This window comes from Kitasatospora sp. NPDC041917, assembly GCF_055589745.1.
Window position 1 is genome coordinate 19,871 of sequence record NZ_JBVJBI010000052.1, and the last position, 17,495, is coordinate 37,365.

The 17,495-nt window shown below is 73.9% G+C and carries 12 protein-coding genes; 9 read left to right on the forward strand and 3 right to left on the reverse strand.

The features are described 5' to 3' along the window. The first annotated feature begins 251 nt into the window (after window positions 1–251). The gene (locus ACZ6EM_RS36000) at window positions 252–986 is read left to right on the forward strand and encodes an ABC transporter ATP-binding protein (protein ID WP_380547959.1); all 735 of its coding nucleotides are present in this window, start codon (window positions 252–254) and stop codon (window positions 984–986) included. A 133-nt stretch (window positions 987–1,119) separates the two neighbouring features. Here the strand turns inward: ACZ6EM_RS36000 and ACZ6EM_RS36005 are convergent, their stop codons facing one another. Continuing rightward, window positions 1,120–2,742: an FAD-binding oxidoreductase gene (locus tag ACZ6EM_RS36005; protein WP_465774240.1), complete on the reverse strand. Its 1,623-nt coding sequence runs from the start codon at window positions 2,740–2,742 to the stop codon at window positions 1,120–1,122. A 355-nt stretch (window positions 2,743–3,097) separates the two neighbouring features. After that, entirely contained in the window at window positions 3,098–4,717 is a 1,620-nt protein-coding gene (locus tag ACZ6EM_RS36010; RefSeq protein ID WP_452177874.1) for an alpha/beta hydrolase, read from the reverse strand. Window positions 4,718–5,199: 482 nt separating this feature from the next. Between ACZ6EM_RS36010 and ACZ6EM_RS36015 the strand changes: the two genes are divergently transcribed. Continuing rightward, window positions 5,200–5,874, forward strand: a complete 675-nt coding sequence (locus ACZ6EM_RS36015; protein ID WP_401052278.1) for a TetR/AcrR family transcriptional regulator C-terminal domain-containing protein — start codon at window positions 5,200–5,202, stop codon at window positions 5,872–5,874. Window positions 5,875–6,036: 162 nt separating this feature from the next. On the opposite strand, the gene ACZ6EM_RS36020 is transcribed toward ACZ6EM_RS36015, so the two are convergent. After that, the gene (locus tag ACZ6EM_RS36020; RefSeq protein WP_401052275.1) at window positions 6,037–6,642 is read right to left on the reverse strand and encodes a TetR/AcrR family transcriptional regulator; all 606 of its coding nucleotides are present in this window, start codon (window positions 6,640–6,642) and stop codon (window positions 6,037–6,039) included. Window positions 6,643–6,909: 267 nt separating this feature from the next. On the opposite strand from ACZ6EM_RS36020, the gene ACZ6EM_RS36025 reads away from it, so the two are divergent. The 7 genes from ACZ6EM_RS36025 (at window position 6,910) to ACZ6EM_RS36055 (ending at window position 17,466) form a co-directional block, all read left to right on the forward strand. Beyond that, window positions 6,910–8,085 carry an FAD-dependent monooxygenase gene (locus tag ACZ6EM_RS36025; RefSeq protein WP_465774241.1) on the forward strand — a complete coding sequence of 392 codons (1,176 nt, stop codon included), beginning with the start codon at window positions 6,910–6,912 and terminating at the stop codon, window positions 8,083–8,085. Between the two features lie 57 nt (window positions 8,086–8,142). Continuing rightward, entirely contained in the window at window positions 8,143–8,664 is a 522-nt protein-coding gene (locus tag ACZ6EM_RS36030; protein WP_401048700.1) for a MarR family winged helix-turn-helix transcriptional regulator, read from the forward strand. 115 nt (window positions 8,665–8,779) lie between these two features. Continuing rightward, complete coding sequence (locus ACZ6EM_RS36035) at window positions 8,780–9,340, forward strand: hypothetical protein (protein ID WP_401048698.1); 561 nt, start codon at window positions 8,780–8,782, stop codon at window positions 9,338–9,340. After that, the gene (locus ACZ6EM_RS36040; RefSeq protein ID WP_465774242.1) at window positions 9,337–10,203 is read left to right on the forward strand and encodes an NmrA family NAD(P)-binding protein; all 867 of its coding nucleotides are present in this window, start codon (window positions 9,337–9,339) and stop codon (window positions 10,201–10,203) included. The genes ACZ6EM_RS36035 and ACZ6EM_RS36040 overlap by 4 nt, the downstream gene beginning before the upstream one ends. A gap of 390 nt (window positions 10,204–10,593) precedes the next feature. After that, complete coding sequence (locus ACZ6EM_RS36045) at window positions 10,594–14,541, forward strand: Pls/PosA family non-ribosomal peptide synthetase (protein ID WP_465774243.1); 3,948 nt, start codon at window positions 10,594–10,596, stop codon at window positions 14,539–14,541. A gap of 46 nt (window positions 14,542–14,587) precedes the next feature. Then, window positions 14,588–15,913 (forward strand): M1 family metallopeptidase, encoded by a 1,326-nt coding sequence (locus ACZ6EM_RS36050; RefSeq protein WP_401056234.1) that lies wholly within the window; start codon window positions 14,588–14,590, stop codon window positions 15,911–15,913. Window positions 15,914–16,086: 173 nt separating this feature from the next. Continuing rightward, window positions 16,087–17,466, forward strand: a complete 1,380-nt coding sequence (locus ACZ6EM_RS36055; RefSeq protein ID WP_465774244.1) for a serine hydrolase domain-containing protein — start codon at window positions 16,087–16,089, stop codon at window positions 17,464–17,466. Window positions 17,467–17,495 lie beyond the last annotated feature (29 nt).

A 17,495-nucleotide genomic window follows, 5' to 3' on the forward strand; every position in this document is an offset into this window, starting at 1 on the left:
AACGGAAGGGACTTGCGCGAATCAAGTAACCAGTGAGCAAATTCCTTTCATTGATAGCATCCCGGCCGGGGATGCCCCCACTTGAATGCCATGCACACTTCACAACTCCGGCTTCGGCGCGCCCTTTTGACCCGGGACGCCCTCTTCTCGGATTCCCGCCCGGGAAGGTGAACCACCGGAGCAGACATATCCGTAGACCCGGACGGGACCCGGCTACAACCGGGCCGCCACGCCCACAGGGGGGACGCCGCATGACGCAGCATCAGGCCGCCACCGCCGACACCGCCACCACCCAGCCGATGGTGGCCGTGACCGATCTCCGCCGCAGCTTCGGCACCGGCGAGCGGACCGTGCACGCCCTGCGCGGCGTGTCGTTCACCGTCGGCCGCGGAGAACTGGCCGCACTCAAGGGCCGGTCCGGCTCCGGCAAGACCACCCTGCTCAACCTGGTCGGCGGCCTGGACACGCCGACGGGCGGCAGCATCGCGCTGGACGGCATCGACCTCGCCGGGCTGGACGAGGACGGTCGACTCGCCCTGCGGCGGGAGCGGATCGGCTTCGTCTTCCAGTCCTTCGGGCTGATCCCGATGCTCACCGCCGCCGAGAACGTCGGCGTGCCCATGCGACTGCGCAAGGCCCCGGCCGCCGAACGCGAGGAGCGCGCTCACACCCTGCTCGCCCTGGTCGGGCTGGCCGACCACGCCAACCAACGCCCCGGCGAACTCTCCGGCGGCCAGCAGCAGCGCGTCGCCATCGCCCGTGCGCTGGCCAACGAGCCCAGCCTGATCATCGCCGACGAGCCGACCGGTCAGCTGGACTCCGAGACCGGCCGCTCGATCATGGAGCTGCTGCGCGCGGTGGTGCGCAGCGAGGGCGTCACGGTGCTGGTCGCCACCCACGACCCGACGCTGATGGGGCTCGCCGACCGGGTGATCGAGGTCCGGGACGGACGGATCGTCGAGGAGGAGACGGAACGGGCCGCGTAGCGGAGCGGGCCGGCCCGGGGTCGTGTCACGGACGTGGGGAGCGGGGGCGCCTCCCCACGCCTCCGGGGCACCGGGGCACCGGGGTTCGAGCACCGGCGTTCGAGCTCAGCGCTCAGGGCTCACTGCTCAGGGCTCAGGACTCGGCCGGGATGATGGATTGGGCATGGTGGAACACCTCCTTCCCGTCCCAGTGGGCCTTGGCGCGCTGCAGCCGTGGATAGTTGCCCTTGTAATAGAGGCGCGGGTAGGCAGGGTCGGGCTGGTCGGCGGTGCCCAGGTCGTTGTCCGGGTAGTTGACGTAGGCACCGTCCGTCGCGGTGTCGACCTCCGGGACCCCGCCCGTCCCCCGGTAGACGTCGCGGTACAGCCCGCTCAGGTAGGCCAGGTGCTTCTCGTCCTCGGCCGGGTCCGTCCAGTACGTCTGGTACTGCAGCTTCATGATCGAGTCACGCTGCGGGACGGCCGTCTCCTCGGGACGGCGGGTGTTGATCCGGCAACCGTAGGAGTCGATCTGGACCAGCGTGTTCGAGAGGTCCGCCCCCTCGACGTCGCGCACCAGCCAGTCCCGGAAGGCGGCGATCTGCTCCGGTGCGAACGGCTCCCGGTGGTAGGCCGACTTGTACTTGCCGCGCTGGTTGTCGCCCGAGGGGTTGAGCGTCATGGTCGCCTGGAACCAGGGCATCCGGCGCCGCTTGTCCGGGTAGGGCAGGAACAGCCCGCCGGCCGCCCGGGTCTGCACCGTCGATCGCGTCGTCATCCCCCGTTCGACCGCCGCCACGAACGCGTCGAGCGGGCCCGGGTCCTCGCCGTCCCACTGGCTGAACAGGACGACGTTCCCGTTGGAGTGGTGGGTGAGCTTGAGGATTGCGAACAGCCCCTGGTACACCGGCTCCTGCGGGCCGCTGTGCTCGGCCATGAAGGCGCCGAAGTTGGCCACCAGGGTCTCGAAGTCCTCGGGCCGGTCGAGCAGTTCGGCCCAGGGCCAGGCCACGCTGCTCAGCCAGACCCGAGGCGGCGGCTGGGGTACGTCCGAGGCGAAGTGGTACCGCAGCACCACCCCGAAGTTCCCGCCCCCGCCGCCGGTGTGGGCCCAGAAGAGGTCCTGCTCGGGCGAGCCCTGCGCGTCCTCGCGGTGCGCCTGCGTCACCACCGCGCGGCCGCCCCGGACGGTGACCACGTCGACCTGGACGAGGTGGTCGACGGTGAGCCCGTGCCGTCGGGAGAGCAGGCCGTACCCGCCGCCGCAGACGTGCCCGCCCGCGCCGACCGAGTAGCAGGACCCGGCGGGCAGGGCGACGGCGTACTCGCGGAACAGCGTGGTGCAGACGTCCCAGTTGGTCGCGCCGCCCTCGACGCCGTACGTGGGCCGGCCGAACTTGTCGGTCGAGGCGGCGACGCCGCGCATCGTGCTGAGGTCGAGGATGACGCCCCCGTCGTTGTCGACGAAGCCCTCGTAGCAGTGCCCGCCGCCGCGGACCGTCGGCCGTAGCCCGGCGTCCAGCGCGCGGTTCAGCTCGGCGACCGCGTCCGCCTCGTCGCCCACCAGCCGGATGTACGCGGGGGTGCTGCTCCACCGCTGGTTGAAGCCCTGGGCGAGGGTCCGGTACCGGGGATCGCCCGGCAGCACCGACCGCCCCTGCGGCAGCTCCCGGTGCGCGCCCCCGGCCGCCGCCGCGCCCGTGGAACCGACGGTGATCCCGGCGGCCGCCGCGCCGGCACCGCCCAGGAAACCCCGTCGGGAGAATTCGTCCTGCATGGCCCGCCCTCACTTTCCCGAGTTCGAGAGAAGCCGGCGGCCCGCACGCTAACACGCATACCCGGGCGCGGGAATTGGTTATTGAATAGTGTGACAGTACGTCATTTTTCGTGACCCTCACCGGCCGTGACCTTCACCGTCGCACCGGAACGCGATTGTCAGTGGCATGGGCTACGGTCGCCGACGACTCGCAGGAATCCGCTCCACCGGAGGTTCGATGACGATCCACTACCGCATTCCCCGGGCCTTCCGGGCGCTCCGGGAAATCGCCCGTAAAGCACGATCGTGGTGGCCGGCAGCACTGCCGACCACCACGACCGTCAACTCCTCCCCCGGGTCACCGGGGGCCGTTCCGTCAGACCGCCGGGAAGATCTCCGCGTCCGGCTTCAGCAGCTGGCCGGCGGCCGGCGCGGTGCCGTCCACCAGGTAGCGGGTGACCAGCTGGTTCAGCGCCTGGCTGCGGCCCACGGCGCAGTGCTCGATCGAGTCGACGCTGACCAGCACCGCGTTGCTCAGCTCCTGCTGCATCCGCTGGGCGAACTTGTACTGGGTGGCCGGGTCGTAGAGGTTGCCGATCACCATCACGGTGTTGGAGGTCTTCTTGTTCCACGGGCCGGAGAAGCGCTCGGCGTCCCGGGCCGGGGCCGGCCAGCTCGCGCACGCCGGCGCGTCGAAGGCCTGGTAGCGACCGAAGGTCGGCATGTCCTTCTCCCAGGCCTTGGCCGCGTTCGCGAACACCCGGTCGTTGGAGGGGTACGGCTTGTCCTGGCAGTTGACGGCCAGGTAGGAGTCGTCCGCGGTGTACTCGGAGTCGACCGGGGCCTCCCGCAGGGCCGCCCGCGGGACGTCCACCGAGAGCAGGTTGGCGTCCTCGTCCGAGACGTTCGCCTGCGGGGCCAGCAGGGCGGTCGCGGCCGGCTTCTGGAAGACCTGGTAGGTCGCCTGGAGCGACTTGGCCAGCGGGGCCAGCTTGGCCTGCGAGTACAGGGCGCTGGCCACCTCCCCGGTGAAGGTGCTCAGGGTCACCTTGGAGCCGTTCGGCAGCGTGATCGGGCTGGTCCGCAGGTGGTCGCGGAGCTGGTCGAACTTGGCCCGGGTGTCGCCATCGCCGAAGGCGCAGCGCGGAGCGCCGGCGGCCTGGCAGCGCTTGAGGAACTCGTCCAGGGCGATCTCGAAGCCGTTCGCCCGCTGGCGGTCGTACTCCAGGCCGTTGTGCAGGCGCAGGTCCGGGTCGACGTTGCCGTCGACGATGATCGCGCGGACCTTGTTCGGGTACATGTTGGCGTACGTCGAACCGATCAGGGTGCCGTAGGAGAACCCGGCGAAGGTGAGCTGGGAGTCACCGACGGCGCGGCGCATCCGGTCCAGGTCGCGCACCACGTTGATGGTCGACATGTGCTCGATCAGGGGGCCGGCGTTCTTGCTGCAGGCGTCGGTGTAGTCCTGGTCCGCGTCGAGCGTCTCGTTGATCTCGGCCTTGGTGACCGGCACGCCGACCATGCGGTTGGTGACCGCGTCGGCGTCCTCCTGGGTCTTGAAGCACTTGAGCGGGTTGCTCCGGGCCACACCGCGCGGGTCGAAGCCGACCAGGTCGAACTTCGACTGCACCTCGGCACCGAAGCGGGCGGTCGTCGCCCACAGGTAACCACTGCCGCCCGGGCCGCCGGGGTTGAGGAACAGCGAGCCGATCCGCTTCGACGGGTCGCTCGCCCGCCGCCGCATCATGGCGATGCCGACCTTCTCACCCTTCGGGTTGTCGTAGTCCAGCGGCACGGGGTAGACGGCGCAGTCGTAGATGCCGGGGTCCGGCTTGGTCGGGTCGGGGTTGCACGGCGTCCAGGCGACAGGGTCGACCTTCGCCTCGGCCAGACCCGGGGCCTGGTCGATGGGCGCCGCCGACGCGGCGACGGCGGTGCCGGTGACAAGTGCGAGAGCGCAGGTGACCGCTCCGGCCAGCGTGGATATGCGGGACAAGGAACCTCCTCCGTACTGAAAGGGCGGCCCCAGCCTGTCAGCCGGAGATCTCCGTGGGAAGACCTTAGAGCGGCGTAAATCATCCACCCGACACGGAACGCCTCGCGAAATATTCTGTGAATGAACCAACTTGACGGTTGATTGACCTGATGCCTTGTCACTCGAAGTCGTCGGTCGGCCCGGGTTCGGCGGGGCCGAACAGAGAGGCTCGGATACCCCGGGCGACCACCCCCCTCGGAGCGCCGCTATTGTGCGACCGGCCGCGACGGGCCCTCCGGGATCCACGCCCTGCGGAACCCTCCGCACTGCACGTCCTCGTTGAGCCTGCGGACCAGGACGACGACAAGCCGCACGACACCCTCCCCAGAGACTTCTTGCAGCGCAAGAAGCTGAGGTCGAGTGTGGTTCTCTTGCAGTGCAAGACTCGTCAAGGCCCGGACCGCACAGCCCCGGTGGAGCCCATTGGGGTGAAGGAGGAACCGATGCCGACCCGGCGTACCCGCCCACGGACGGGGCTGACCCGCGAGAAGGTCATCGACGCCGCACTCGCCTACGTGGACGAACACGGCCTCGCCGCGCTCTCCAACCGCAAGCTCGGTGCGGCGCTCGGCGTCGAGGGGATGACGCTCTACTACTACGTCCCCAGCAGGACCGCCCTGCTCGACGGCATGGTGGAGCGCCTGCTGGAGCTGTCGGCGGGAAGCCTGTTCGGCGAGCCCGACGGCCCGTGGACGGAGGCGGTCCGGGACTTCGCCGTCGAACTGCGCCGACTGCTGCTCGACCATCCGGCCATACTCACCGTGCTGGCCACCCGCCCGGTCGCCACGCCGGTCGCCCTCGCCCTATTGGAGCGCGGCATCGCCGTGCTCCACGAGGACGGCGTCCCACTCGGAGACGCGCTCGACGTGCTCAACTCCGTCGTCCGGTGGACCATCGGGCACACGCTGGGCGAGGCCGGCGAGACGCCCCACCACGAGTGCACCGAACCCCGGCCCGAACAGTTCGCCGCCCTGGACCAGAAGGTCTACCCCCACCTCGCGCAGGCCTTCGCCACCGGCGAGGGACTCGACTCCGAGCAGTGCTTCCACCGCACGCTGCGCATCCTGCTCGCCGGCTACGCCTGCGAGCTGAGGCACCCGCACGGACCCGATTCCTGATCGGGCGACGGACCGCCGGACACGCCCCCGACAGCCCCGCCCTGTCCGCCCTGTCCGCCCGGCTCGCCCGGCTCGCCCGGCTGACGCGGGCCGGGCGGACAGGGCGAGTCGCACGAGCCGGGCCGGGTCGCGTCGACGAGGCGCGGCGAGGGCCGGCGAGGCTCAGCTCGCGACCGCTCCCCGCAGGGCGGCTGCCACCAGTCCCTGGATCGCGTCCGCCCCGGGCTCGCCGCCGCCCACCAGGTGCTCGAAGACCAGGCCGTCGACGCAGGCCAGCAGCACGGCCGTCCGCCCGTCGGGGTCGGCCACGCCCTGAGCGGCGAGGAAGTCACGGACGGCGGCGCGCCCGGCGTTCTCCCGCGGGACGAGGATCTCGCGCAGCTCGGGATCGCGGACGCTCTCCACCGCGCAGGCGTACCGGGCGAGCGAGCGCCGCCGCCCGTCCCCGGACAGGCGGCGCCGCGCCAACTCCGCGATCCCGTCGGACAACTCCGCCGCCGAACGGACCGGCACCTGCTCCCCCATGGCGTGCAGTTCGCCCTGATCCAGCTCCACCAGCCGTCGCACCAGCGCGGTGAGCAGGGCCTGCCGGGTCCGCAGGTAGGCCGAGGTGGTCCCGAGCGGCAGCCCGGCCGCCGCGTCGACCGCCCGGTGGGTCAGTCCGCGCACGCCGAGGTCCGCCAGCACGCCGATCGCGGCGTCCGCCAGTACCGTGCGCCGGTCCGGCCGCCCCGCATCGTCCCGCTTCTGGTCCTCGTTTCGCCGCATCCCTCCTTTCTACCGGGGCCGGGGCACCTGCCACGCACCGCCTCGGTCCGGGCCGGCCGTCAACCACCGGCCTCCGGCCACCAACCGCCGACCGCCGGCCCCTCGCCACCCCCATGGCCAAGCGGCCGGGCGGCCGGCCCGCCACCGCGCCACCCCACCGCGCCACCCCGGCCCGCCACCTCGGCCCGCGTCCGTCCGCCGACAGCCCCGTAGTACGCTCTTTCTACAGCTGTAGAAGACAGCGCGGCGACACGGGAAGGACCGGGCATGAGCAGCAACAGCGCGGTGGTGGTCGGGGGCGGCATCGGCGGACTGGCGGCCGCCCTCGGGCTCCGGCTGGCGGGGTGGGACGTGACCGTGGTCGAGCGGGCGGACGTCCTGGAGGATGCGGGCGCCGGCATCTCCCTGGCCGCCAACGGGATGCGCGCGCTCGCGGCCCTGGGGGTCGGCGAGGCGGTCGAGGCGGCCGCCCGCCGCCAGTACACCGGCGGCACCCGGACCCCGGACGGCCGCCGGCTCGCCGCGATGGACGGCGCGGCGCTGGAGCGCGAGCTGGGCGCCCCGATCGTCGGGATCCGCCGCGCGGCCCTGCACCGCGTCCTGCGCGAGGCGCTGCCCGCCGCCTCCCTGGTCGTCGGCTCCGAGGTGACGGAGGTGGACACCACGCGACCGTTCCGGGTCCGGGCCGGCTTCGGCGGCACGACACTGGAGGCCGACCTCCTGGTGGCCGCCGACGGCGTCAACAGCCGTCTCCGGCGCCGCCTCTTCCCCGACCACCCCGGCGCCGCCTACAGCGGTTCGACGGTGCTGCGGGCGATCACCGAGCGTCCGGTCGACGGCCTGGAGGCCGACTTCGAGCTGACCTGGGGCCACGGCGCCGAGTTCGGCCACATCGCCTTCCCGGACGGCACCGCCGAGTGGCACGCGGTCCTGAACGCCCCGGTCGGGGTCCGCTACCGGGACCCGCTGACCGAGGTCCGCCGCCGCTTCGCCCGCTGGCACGAGCCGATCCCCTCGCTGCTGGCCGCGACCCGACCGGAGGCGGTGCTGCACCACGACGTCAACGAGCTGGCCACGCCGCTGCCGTCCTACGTGTCGGGCCGGATCGCGCTGCTCGGCGACGCGGCGCACGCCATGACGCCCCACCTCGGCCAGGGCGCCTGCCAGGCACTGGAGGACGCGGTGACCCTGGCGGCGGCGCTCACCGGGGCCCGGACGGTCGAGGGCGCGCTCGCGCGTTACGACGCGGCCCGCCGCCCGCGCAGCCAGACCGTGGCCCGCGATGCCCGCCGGGCCGGCCGGATGGGCCAGCAGCTCGCCCACCCGCTGGCGGTCGGCCTGCGCAACGCCGCGATCCGGCTCACCCCGCCCGGCGCGATGGTCCGGACCGTCCTGCGGCACGCCGACTGGACGCCGCCCAGGATCGCTCCCCGTGCCGCCTAGGCATCAGTCCGTGGTTCGACTTGACCGGGAATCAGGTTAGGCACCATATTACTTCTTGTGACCCAGCACCCCGAGGGTGGCCCCACGGCCCCCAGCCTCGATCAGGCCCGCCGCCAGATCGCCCGCTACGGCCTCGCGGCCGACCCGCAGGCGATCCTGGTAGCGGCCCGGCTGATGGCGGCGGGCGCCAGGATCGGCCAGGCCGGCGAGGTGCACTTCGGCCGCTTCGGCCTCTCCACCGGCCGCTACCGGCTACTGGCGGACCTGGAGGACCACGGCGGCGAGAAGTCGCCCTCCCAGCTCGCGGCGAGCCTCGGCGTCTCCCGGGCGACCGTGACCGGCCTGGTCGACGGTCTGGAGCGGGAGGGCCTGGTGGCCCGCCGGCCGTCCACCGAGGACGGCCGCGGCAACGTGGTGATCCTCACCGCGCGGGGCGCCGACAAGCTGCGGGAGCTGGCCCCCGCGCACTTCACCCGGATGCAGGCACTGGTCGAGGGCCTTTCCGTCGAGGAGCGCGCCACCTTCCTGGACCTGCTGGCCCGGGTGGTCGCGGGCATGGACGCACTCACCGAGGACTGATCCGACCCCTGGCGGGCCGCCGAATGGTGGCCCGCCTCCCTTCAGCCCCACTAGTTAGGCACCTAAGCACAAATACTTAGGCACCTAACCACAAGCGAGAGGAAGAACCGACCCCATGAGCAAGAAGGCCCCGGGCGCTCCCCCGCCCTTCGTCCTGTGGCGCGAGGTCCTGGTCGCCTACGTCATGCCCGCCGCCATGGCCGGGACCGGCGGAGCCGTCACCGGCCAGCCGCAGCTGGTGGCCGCCGCGCTCACCACCATCGGCGGCACCTCCGCCCTGGTGGCCGCCGCACTCGGCGCCGTGCTGCGCCGCCGCCCCGTCCGCACCCGGCCCGCCCGGACCCCTCGCCCGCTCGCGGCCGCCGCCCTCGGCCTGGTCGCCGCCGCCCTCGGCCTGGCGGTCGGCCTCGCCGCCGCCCGCTGGCTGCCGCACGTCCCGGCCCTCGCCGACAGCCCCTGGCCGCGCCGGCTGCCGATCGACCTGCCGGTCTCCTCGGCGATCGCCGCCACCATCACCACCTGGCACTGGCGCGGCAGCCGCCCGGCCCGCACGGCGCAGCACCGGCTCCCCGCCGCACCCCAAGCCGGAACCGCGCCCCGACCCGGAACCGCATCCCAGCCCGGAACCGCACTCCACCCCGGAATCGCACCCCATCCCGAAAGGCAGACGTCATGATCGTCATCATGGGCGCCGGTGGCGCCACCGGCGGCGCCACCCTGCGCAGCCTCGCCGCCCTCGGCGCACCGAGCCGCGCCCTCAGCCGCGACCCCGCCCGGTTGGCCGCCGCCCTCGACGAGCACACGCTCACCCGGACCGCCACCCTCCCGGCCGACGCCGCCGACCCGGCCTCCCTGCGTACGGCGTTCCGCGGTGCGCACCAGCTCTTCCTCACCATGGCCAACGGCCCGCAGCAGGTCCAGTACGAGCTGAACGCGATCGAGGCCGCGGTGGACTGCGGCGTGGAGCACATCGTCAAGGTCTCCGCGCCCGCCGCCGAGCCGGACTCGCCCGTCGCCGTCTCGCGCGGCCACCATCTGATCGAGGAGCGGCTGCGCTCCTGCGGCATCACCACCACCGTCCTGCGGCCGTACGCGTTCATGCAGAAGCTGCTGCTCCTGGCGCCCGGCATCGCCGCCGCCGGGGTGGTGCACGGCGCGATGGGCCAGGCCTGGTGCAACTACGTGGACGCCCGGGACATCGGGGACGCCGCGGCCGAGGTGCTCACCCGTCCCGAGCTGGCCGGCGGCACCTACCCGCTCACCGGCGGGCGGGCCTACAGCTACCCGGAGCTCACCGCACTGCTGGGCGAGCTGCTCGGCCGGCCGGTCCGCTACCTCGACCTGAGCCCGTCCGACCTGCACGACCACCTGGTCGGCCGGGCCGGGATGCCGCCCTGGCTCGCCACCCACGTGGTGGAGATCCAGCAGCTCGCGGTGGTCCGCAAGGAGACCCCGGACGGCTCCTTCCTTGGCCTCACCGGACGCGCCCCGCGTACCCTGGAGGCCTTCCTCGGCGAGAACCTGCACCGGTTCCGCTGACCACCGGGCAGGACGGCGGGCCGGGCCCGGACCGGAGAAATCGGCCCGGGAGACCCGGCCCGCCGCCTCCCGCCACCCGAAGGGAGCAGGAATCGCTGTGGCATGGATCACGGTTGGAAAATCGACCTGACGATCCGTCAATTCTGCTGACGCCCCATCACTTCCACATCAAGAGGCGTCAGTTATTGGCTGACGTTCTGTCAGATTCGGCCATTTGGGCGCCAGTTGGGCCGAGTGTCCGCTCCTGTCCGCTCGCCGCCCCGGGACTACCATCGGTCAGGTTGTCCGCTCCGGCCCCGGAGTGGGGTCACCCGATCAGGCGGTGCTCCCACCGCCCCAGGGGCCGGGCATCGGTCGGAACGGGGCGAGGACGAGGAGCGCACGGCTGCCATGACAGCTGAACCGAGCCACCCTGAGCAGTACGCCACGCCACCGCAGCAGCCCACCCAGGCCGCACCGCCCGCGCCACCGCAGCCGGAACCGGAATCAGAGCCGCAGCCCCAGCAGGCCCACGCCCTGTTCCCCGGCCGCCCGGCCGCCGCCCCGCGCACCCTGGTCGACGTGCTGGACGCCACCGTGCGCGCCCACCCCGACGAGCCCGCCCTGGACGACGGGCACACCGTGCTCAGCTACCGCGCGCTGGCCGCCGAGGTCGAGCAGCTGCGCCGCCGGCTGGCCGCCGTCGGGATCGGCCCGGGCGACCGGGTGGGCGTGCGCGTGCCCTCCGGCACCAACGACCTCTACGTCTCGATCCTCGCGGTGCTCGCCGCCGGCGCCGCCTACGTCCCGGTGGACGCCGAGGACCCGGACGAGCGCGCCGAGCTGGTCTTCGGCGAGGCCGCCGTCGCCGCCGTGCTCGGCACCGACCGCGGCCTGGCGACGACCGGCGAGCGCGCTCCCGCCCTGGAACGCCGCCCCACCCCGGCCGACGACGCCTGGATCATCTTCACCTCCGGGTCGACCGGCAAGCCCAAGGGCGTGGCCGTCACCCACCTCAACGCCGCCGCCTTCGTGGACGCCGAGGCCGCGCTCTTCCTCCAGGAGGAGCCGATCGGCCCCGGTGACCGGGTGATGGCCGGCCTCTCGGTCGCCTTCGACGCCTCCTGCGAGGAGATGTGGCTGGCCTGGCGGCACGGCGCCTGCCTGGTGCCGGTTCCCCGCTCCCAGGTGCGCAGCGGCGCCGACCTCGGCCCCTGGCTGGCCGAGCAGGAGATCACCGTGGTCTCCACCGTCCCGACCCTGGCCGCGCTGTGGCCGGCCGAGGCGCTCAACGAGGTGCGGCTGCTGATCTTCGGCGGCGAGGCCTGCCCGCCCGAGCTGGTGCAGCGCCTGGTCACCGAGGGCCGCGAGGTGTGGAACACCTACGGCCCCACCGAGGCCACCGTGGTCGCCTGCGCCGCCCTGCTGACCGGCGAGGGCCCGGTGCGGATCGGCCTGCCGTTGGACGGCTGGGACCTCGCCGTGGTGGACGAGGCCGGTGTGCCGGTCGCCCCCGGCGGCACCGGACAGCTGGTGATCGGCGGCGTGGGCCTGGCCCGCTACCTCGACCCGGAGAAGGACGCCGAGAAGTACGCGCCGCTGCCCTCGCTGGGCTGGGAGCGCGCCTACCGCAGCGGTGACCTGGTCCAGGCCGACCCGGCCGGTCTGCTCTTCCTCGGCCGCACCGACGAGCAGATCAAGCTGGGCGGCCGCCGGATCGAGCTCGGCGAGGTCGACGCGGCCCTGCAGGCCCTGCCCGGTGTGGCGGGCGCGGCGGCCGCCGTGCGGACCGCGCGCGGCGGCAACCAGCTGCTGGTCGGCTACCTGGTGGTCCAGGGCGGCTTCGACCGCGAGCAGGCCGTCGAGCGGCTGCGCGCCGAGCTGCCGGCCGCCCTCGTGCCGCTGCTGGCGACCGTCGAGACCCTGCCCACCCGGACCTCCGGCAAGGTCGACCGCAACGCCCTGCCCTGGCCGCTGCCGGAGCTGGAGAACGCCGGCCCGAGCGAGGAGCTGTACGGCACCGAGGCCTGGCTGGCCGAGCAGTGGTCGGAGATCCTCGGCGTCCGGGTCGGCGGCCCGCGCGACGACTTCTTCGCGATCGGCGGCGGCAGCCTGGCCGCCGCCCGGCTGACCACCCTGCTGCGCACCCGCTACCCGAGCGCGGCCGTGCTGGACATCTACCAGCACCCGACGCTGCGCAAGCTCGCCCGACACCTGGAGCGCACCGCCGGCGAGAGTACCGAGGCCCGCACCGTCGCCCTGGTGCCGACCAGGGCCAAGCTGCTCCAGCTGTTCCTGCTGGTCCCGCTGTTCACCGTGGTCGGCCTGCGCTGGACGGTCGCCCTGCTGGCCGCCGGGAACCTCCTCACCCACCTCGGCGACTTCCCGTGGGCCCCCACCGCCTCCTGGTGGTGGGTCGGCGCGGGCGCGCTCGCGCTGTACACCCCGCCGGGCCGGCTGGCCCTCGCGGCGGGCGGCGCCCGGCTGCTGCTGCGCGGCGTGCGCCCGGGCAGCCACCCGCGCGGCGGCTCGGTCCACCTGCGGCTGTGGACCGCCGAGCGGCTCACCGAGCTGAGCGGCGCGGACTCGCTGTCCGGCGCCTGGCTGGTGCGCTACGCCCGGGTGCTGGGCGCCAAGGTGGCGCCCGAGGTGGACCTGCACTCGCTGCCGCCGGTCACCGGGATGCTGAAGCTGGGCCGCGGCTGCGCGGTCGAGGCCGAGGTGGACCTGTGCGGCTACTGGCTGGACGGCGACCGGCTGCTGATCGGCCAGGTCAAGATCGGTTCCGGTGCGGTGGTCGGCACCCGCTCGACCCTGCTGCCCGGCGCCCGGGTCGGCAAGCGCGCCCAGGTGGCGGCCGGCTCCAGCGTCACCGGCCAGGTGCCGACCGGCCAGCGCTGGGGCGGCGCGCCCGCCGTCAAGCTGGGCCGCGCCGAGCGCACCTGGCCCAAGGACCGCCCGGTCCGCCGGGCCCGCTGGGCCTCGCTGTACGGCGCCAGCGGTGCCGTGCTCGGCCTGCTCCCGGTGCTGCCCTCGCTCGCCGCGCTGGCCGTGCTCTCCCGCTTCGTCGACCAGGGCGCGGCCCTCGGCCCGGCGCTCGGCGGCGCGCTGCTCGGCCTGCTGCCCGCCACGCTGGCGTTCGGCGCGGTGTACGCGGCGCAGCTGGTGGTGCTGGTCCGGCTGCTGAGCATCGGCCTGGTGCCCGGGACGCACCCGCTGCACGGCCGGGTGGGCTGGCAGGCGTGGACCGTCACCCAGCTGATGGACCGGGCCCGCGAGGTGCTGTTCCCGCTCTACGCCGGACTGGTCACGCCGCTGTGGCTGCGCGCCCTCGGGATGCGGGTCGGCCGGGGCGCGGAGGTGTCCACGGTGCTGGCGCTGCCCAGCCTGACCACGGTCGGCGACGGCGCGTTCCTGGCCGACGACACCCTGATGGCCCCGTACGAGCTGGGCGGCGGCTGGGTGCGGCTCGGCGAGGCGAAGGTCGGCGAGCGGGCGTTCCTCGGCAACTCGGGGATGACCGCGCCGGGCCGCTCGGTGCCCAAGCGCGGCCTGGTGGGCGTGCTGTCGGCGACGCCGGCGAAGGCGAAGAAGGGCGGGTCGTACCTGGGCATGCCGCCGATGCGGCTGCCGCGCTCGGCGGACCAGGCCGACCAGAGCCTGACCTACGAGCCGCCGGCCCGGCTGCTGTGGGCGCGCGGGCTGGTCGAGGTGGGCCGGCTGGTGCCGGTGCTGGCCTCGGCGGCGCTGGGTCTGCTGACCGTGGCGGCGCTGTCCTGGCTGGCGGCCGGCTCGCCGCTGACCGCCGCGCTGCTGTCCGGCCTGGTCCTGCTGGCGGCCGGCGCGGTGGCCTGCGCGGTCGCGGTGGCGGCCAAGTGGCTGCTGGTCGGGCGGTTCCGCGCGGTGGAGCACCCGCTGTGGAGCGGTTTCGTGTGGCGCAACGAGCTGGCGGACACCTTCGTGGAGATGCTGGCCGTGCCGTGGCTGGTCGGCGCGGTGCCCGGCACCCCGGTGCTGAACCTGTGGCTGCGCTCGCTCGGCGCGCACGTCGGGCACGGCGTCTGGTGCGAGAGCTACTGGCTGCCGGAGGCGGACCTGGTCACCCTCGGCGACGGGGTCACCATCAACCGCGGCTGCGTGGTGCAGACACACCTCTTCCACGACCGGATCATGCGGATGGATACTGTGGTCCTCCGCGAGGGCGCCACCCTGGGCCCGGGCGGCATCGTGCTGCCCGGCAGCACGGTGGGCGCGCGCAGCACGCTGGGCCCGGCCTCGCTGGTGATGCGCGCCGAGTCCGTCCCCGCCGACACGCGGTGGCTGGGCAACCCGATCGAGGCGTGGCAGACCACGTCGTGACCACCTCCCCGTCCCCCGTCCCGGCCCGCAGGAAGCGCACGCCCCCGTGAAGCCCAAGCACGTCCCCGCGGCCGCCGGTGCCCCGGACCCGTACTTCCCGAACAGCGGCGACCACCGCTACCGGGTGCACCGCTACGAGCTGGCGCTGGACTACCGGCCCGGCCCCAACCGGCTGGCCGGCTCGGCCCGGCTGAGCGCGGTGGCGGACGCGGCGCTGGCGGAGTTCGCGCTCGACCTCGCCGAGTTCCGGATCGGCCGGGTGCTGGTCGACGGCCGGGCCGCCCGCTACACCCACCGCGGCGGCAAGCTGCGGATCCGCCCGGCCAGGGCGCTCGCACCGGGCGCCGCGTTCACCGTCGAGGTGCACTACACCGGCAACCCGCGCCCGGTGCGCAGCCCGTGGGGCGGTCTGGGCTGGGAGGAGCTGACCGAGGGCGCGCTGGTGGCGAGCCAGCCGGTCGGCGCCCCGTCCTGGTTCCCGTGCAACGACCGGCCCGCCGACAAGGCCACCTACCAGCTGGCCGTCACCACGCCGTCCCCGTTCACGGTGGTGGCGAGCGGCCGGCTGCTGACCCGCACCACCAGGGCGTCCAGCACCACCTGGGTGTACGAGCAGAGCGCGCCCACCCCGACGTACCTGGTGACGGTGTCGATCGGGCACTACCGGCCGGTGCCGCTGGCGGTGCGACCGGCGGTGCCGCAGACCGGCTACGTCCCGGAGCGGCTGGCCGCCGCGTTCGCCCGGGACTTCGCCCGGCAGCCGGAGATGACGGCGTACTTCGGCGAGGTCTTCGGCCCGTACCCGTTCGGCGAGTACGCGGTGGTGATCGCGGACGAGGAACTGGACGTCCCGGTGGAGGCGCAGGGCGTCGCCACCTTCGGCACCAACCACCTCGGCGGCGGCTGGGAGCGCGAACGGCTGATCGCGCACGAGCTGGCCCACCAGTGGTTCGGCAACAGCGTCACGATCGCCGACTGGCGGCACATCTGGCTCAACGAGGGCTTCGCCAAGTACGCGGAGTGGCTCTGGTCCGAGCACGCCGGCGGCCCGGGCGCGGCCGTGCACGCCGCCGCCGCGCACCGGCTGCTGGCCGGGCTGCCGCAGGACCTCCGGCTCGACGACCCGGGCCGGAAGCTGATGTTCGACGACCGGCTCTACCAGCGCGGCGGACTGGTGGTGCACGCGCTGCGGCAAACGCTCGGCGAGGACGCGTTCTTCGCGATGCTGCGGGACTGGACGGGCGCCAACCGGCACGGCGTGGTCGCCACCTCCGACCTGCGCGCCCACGCCGCCCGGTACACCACCGCTCCGCTCGGCCCGCTCTTCGAGGCCTGGCTGGAGCGGCCGGAACTGCCGCCGCTGCCGGACTGAGCGCTCCACCCGGCCCGGCGCCGCGCGGTTCGCCAGCGACCGGGGCGCGGGCCTGGGCCGGGGCGTGGGCCTGGGTGTGGGCATGGGCCTGGGCCGGGACCGGATTAATCGGTCGGCCCCGGGCCCGGGCTGGGCTACTGTCCGTGCATATGTCGATGAGTCCAGAAGCCCACATGACCGACCTGCCCGACGAGCTGCTGCCCGCCACCCGCCGCGCGCTGCTGCACCGGCTCGCCGTCGCCCAGGCCGAGGGTCGCACGCCCTCCATGGTCGCCGGGGTCCTGCGCGACGGGCAGCCGGTGTGGAGCGGAGCCCGCAGCATAGTCGACGGGCACGCCCCCACCCCGGACGTCCAGTACCGCATCGGTTCGCTCACCAAGACCTTCGTCGCCGTGCTGGTGCTGCGGCTGCGCGACGAGGGCCTGCTCGACCTCGCCGACCCGCTCTCCCGCCACCTGCCCGGCACGCCCGCCGACGAGGCGACCGTCGCCCAGCTGCTCGCGCACTCCTCCGGCCTGACCGCCGAGACCCCCGGCCCCTGGTGGGAGCGGACCGAGGGCTCGCTGCGGCCGGGCCTCGGCGACCTCCTGGAGGCCGAACGGCCGCTGAAGCACCCGGCCGGGCGGGTCCACCACTACTCCAACCCCGGCTACGCGCTGCTCGGCGCGCTGGTGGCGAAGCTGCGCGGCGAGCCCTGGGGCGAGGTGCTGCGCCGCGAGGTGCTGGCCCCGCTCGGCATGGACCGCACCACGCTGCTGCCCGAGCACCCGCACGCCGGGGGCTTCGCCGTCCATCCCTGGGCCGACGTCCTGCTGCCCGAGCCGCTCACCGACACCGGCCTGATGGGCCCGGCCGGTCAACTCTGGTCCACCGTCGCCGACCTGGCCCGCTGGGCGGCCTTCCTGACGGCCGGCGACGACAAGGTGCTGTCCGCCGACTCCCTCGCCGAGATGCGCTGCCCGGCCGTCGCCCCGGACGACGCCGAGTGGACCAGCGGCTACGGCCTCGGCCTGCAACTGCGCCGCCACGAGGGCCGGTTGCTGTACGGGCACACCGGCTCGATGCCCGGATTCACGGCAGGCCTGTGGATCAGCGAGGCCGACGGCCTGGCCGCCTACGCCCTCTCCAACGCCACCAGCGGCGCCAGCGCCTCGGCCCTGGCGGCGCAGCTGATCGCGCTCACCGCCGAACTGGAGCCCCGGCTGCCCGAACCGTGGCGCCCGCTGCCCGCGGTGGACGCCGAGCTGCTGGAGCTCACCGGCCCCTGGTACTGGGGCGCCGCGCCGACCACCCTGCGGCTGCGGCCCGGGCGGGTACTGGAGCTCACCCCGCTCACCGGCGCCGGCCGGGGCTCGCGCTTCCGGCCCGAACCGGACGGCACCTGGACCGGCGTGGAGAACTACTACGCGGGCGAGACCCTGCGGGTGGTCCGCCACCCCGACGGCACGGTCAGCCACCTCGACATCGGCTCCTTCGTCCACACCCGTGAGCCGTACGGCCCGGCCGGCGCCGTCCCGGGCGGGGTCGACCCGGAAGGCTGGCGGACGTTCTGAGCCGCGCGTAGCGATCGCGCCGCAGGGGC

What these genes read in the sequence shown, in the direction of transcription:
- ACZ6EM_RS36000 (WP_380547959.1), top strand. Translation starts at nt 252, where the DNA reads ATGACGCAGCATCAGGCCGCCACCGCCGACACCGCCACCACCCAGCCG.
- ACZ6EM_RS36005 (WP_465774240.1), bottom strand. Translation starts at nt 2,742, where the DNA reads ATGCAGGACGAATTCTCCCGACGGGGTTTCCTGGGCGGTGCCGGCGCG.
- ACZ6EM_RS36015 (WP_401052278.1), top strand. Translation starts at nt 5,200, where the DNA reads ATGCCGACCCGGCGTACCCGCCCACGGACGGGGCTGACCCGCGAGAAG.
- ACZ6EM_RS36020 (WP_401052275.1), bottom strand. Translation starts at nt 6,642, where the DNA reads ATGCGGCGAAACGAGGACCAGAAGCGGGACGATGCGGGGCGGCCGGAC.
- ACZ6EM_RS36025 (WP_465774241.1), top strand. Translation starts at nt 6,910, where the DNA reads ATGAGCAGCAACAGCGCGGTGGTGGTCGGGGGCGGCATCGGCGGACTG.
- ACZ6EM_RS36035 (WP_401048698.1), top strand. Translation starts at nt 8,780, where the DNA reads ATGAGCAAGAAGGCCCCGGGCGCTCCCCCGCCCTTCGTCCTGTGGCGC.
- ACZ6EM_RS36040 (WP_465774242.1), top strand. Translation starts at nt 9,337, where the DNA reads ATGATCGTCATCATGGGCGCCGGTGGCGCCACCGGCGGCGCCACCCTG.
- ACZ6EM_RS36045 (WP_465774243.1), top strand. Translation starts at nt 10,594, where the DNA reads ATGACAGCTGAACCGAGCCACCCTGAGCAGTACGCCACGCCACCGCAG.
- ACZ6EM_RS36055 (WP_465774244.1), top strand. Translation starts at nt 16,087, where the DNA reads ATGACCGACCTGCCCGACGAGCTGCTGCCCGCCACCCGCCGCGCGCTG.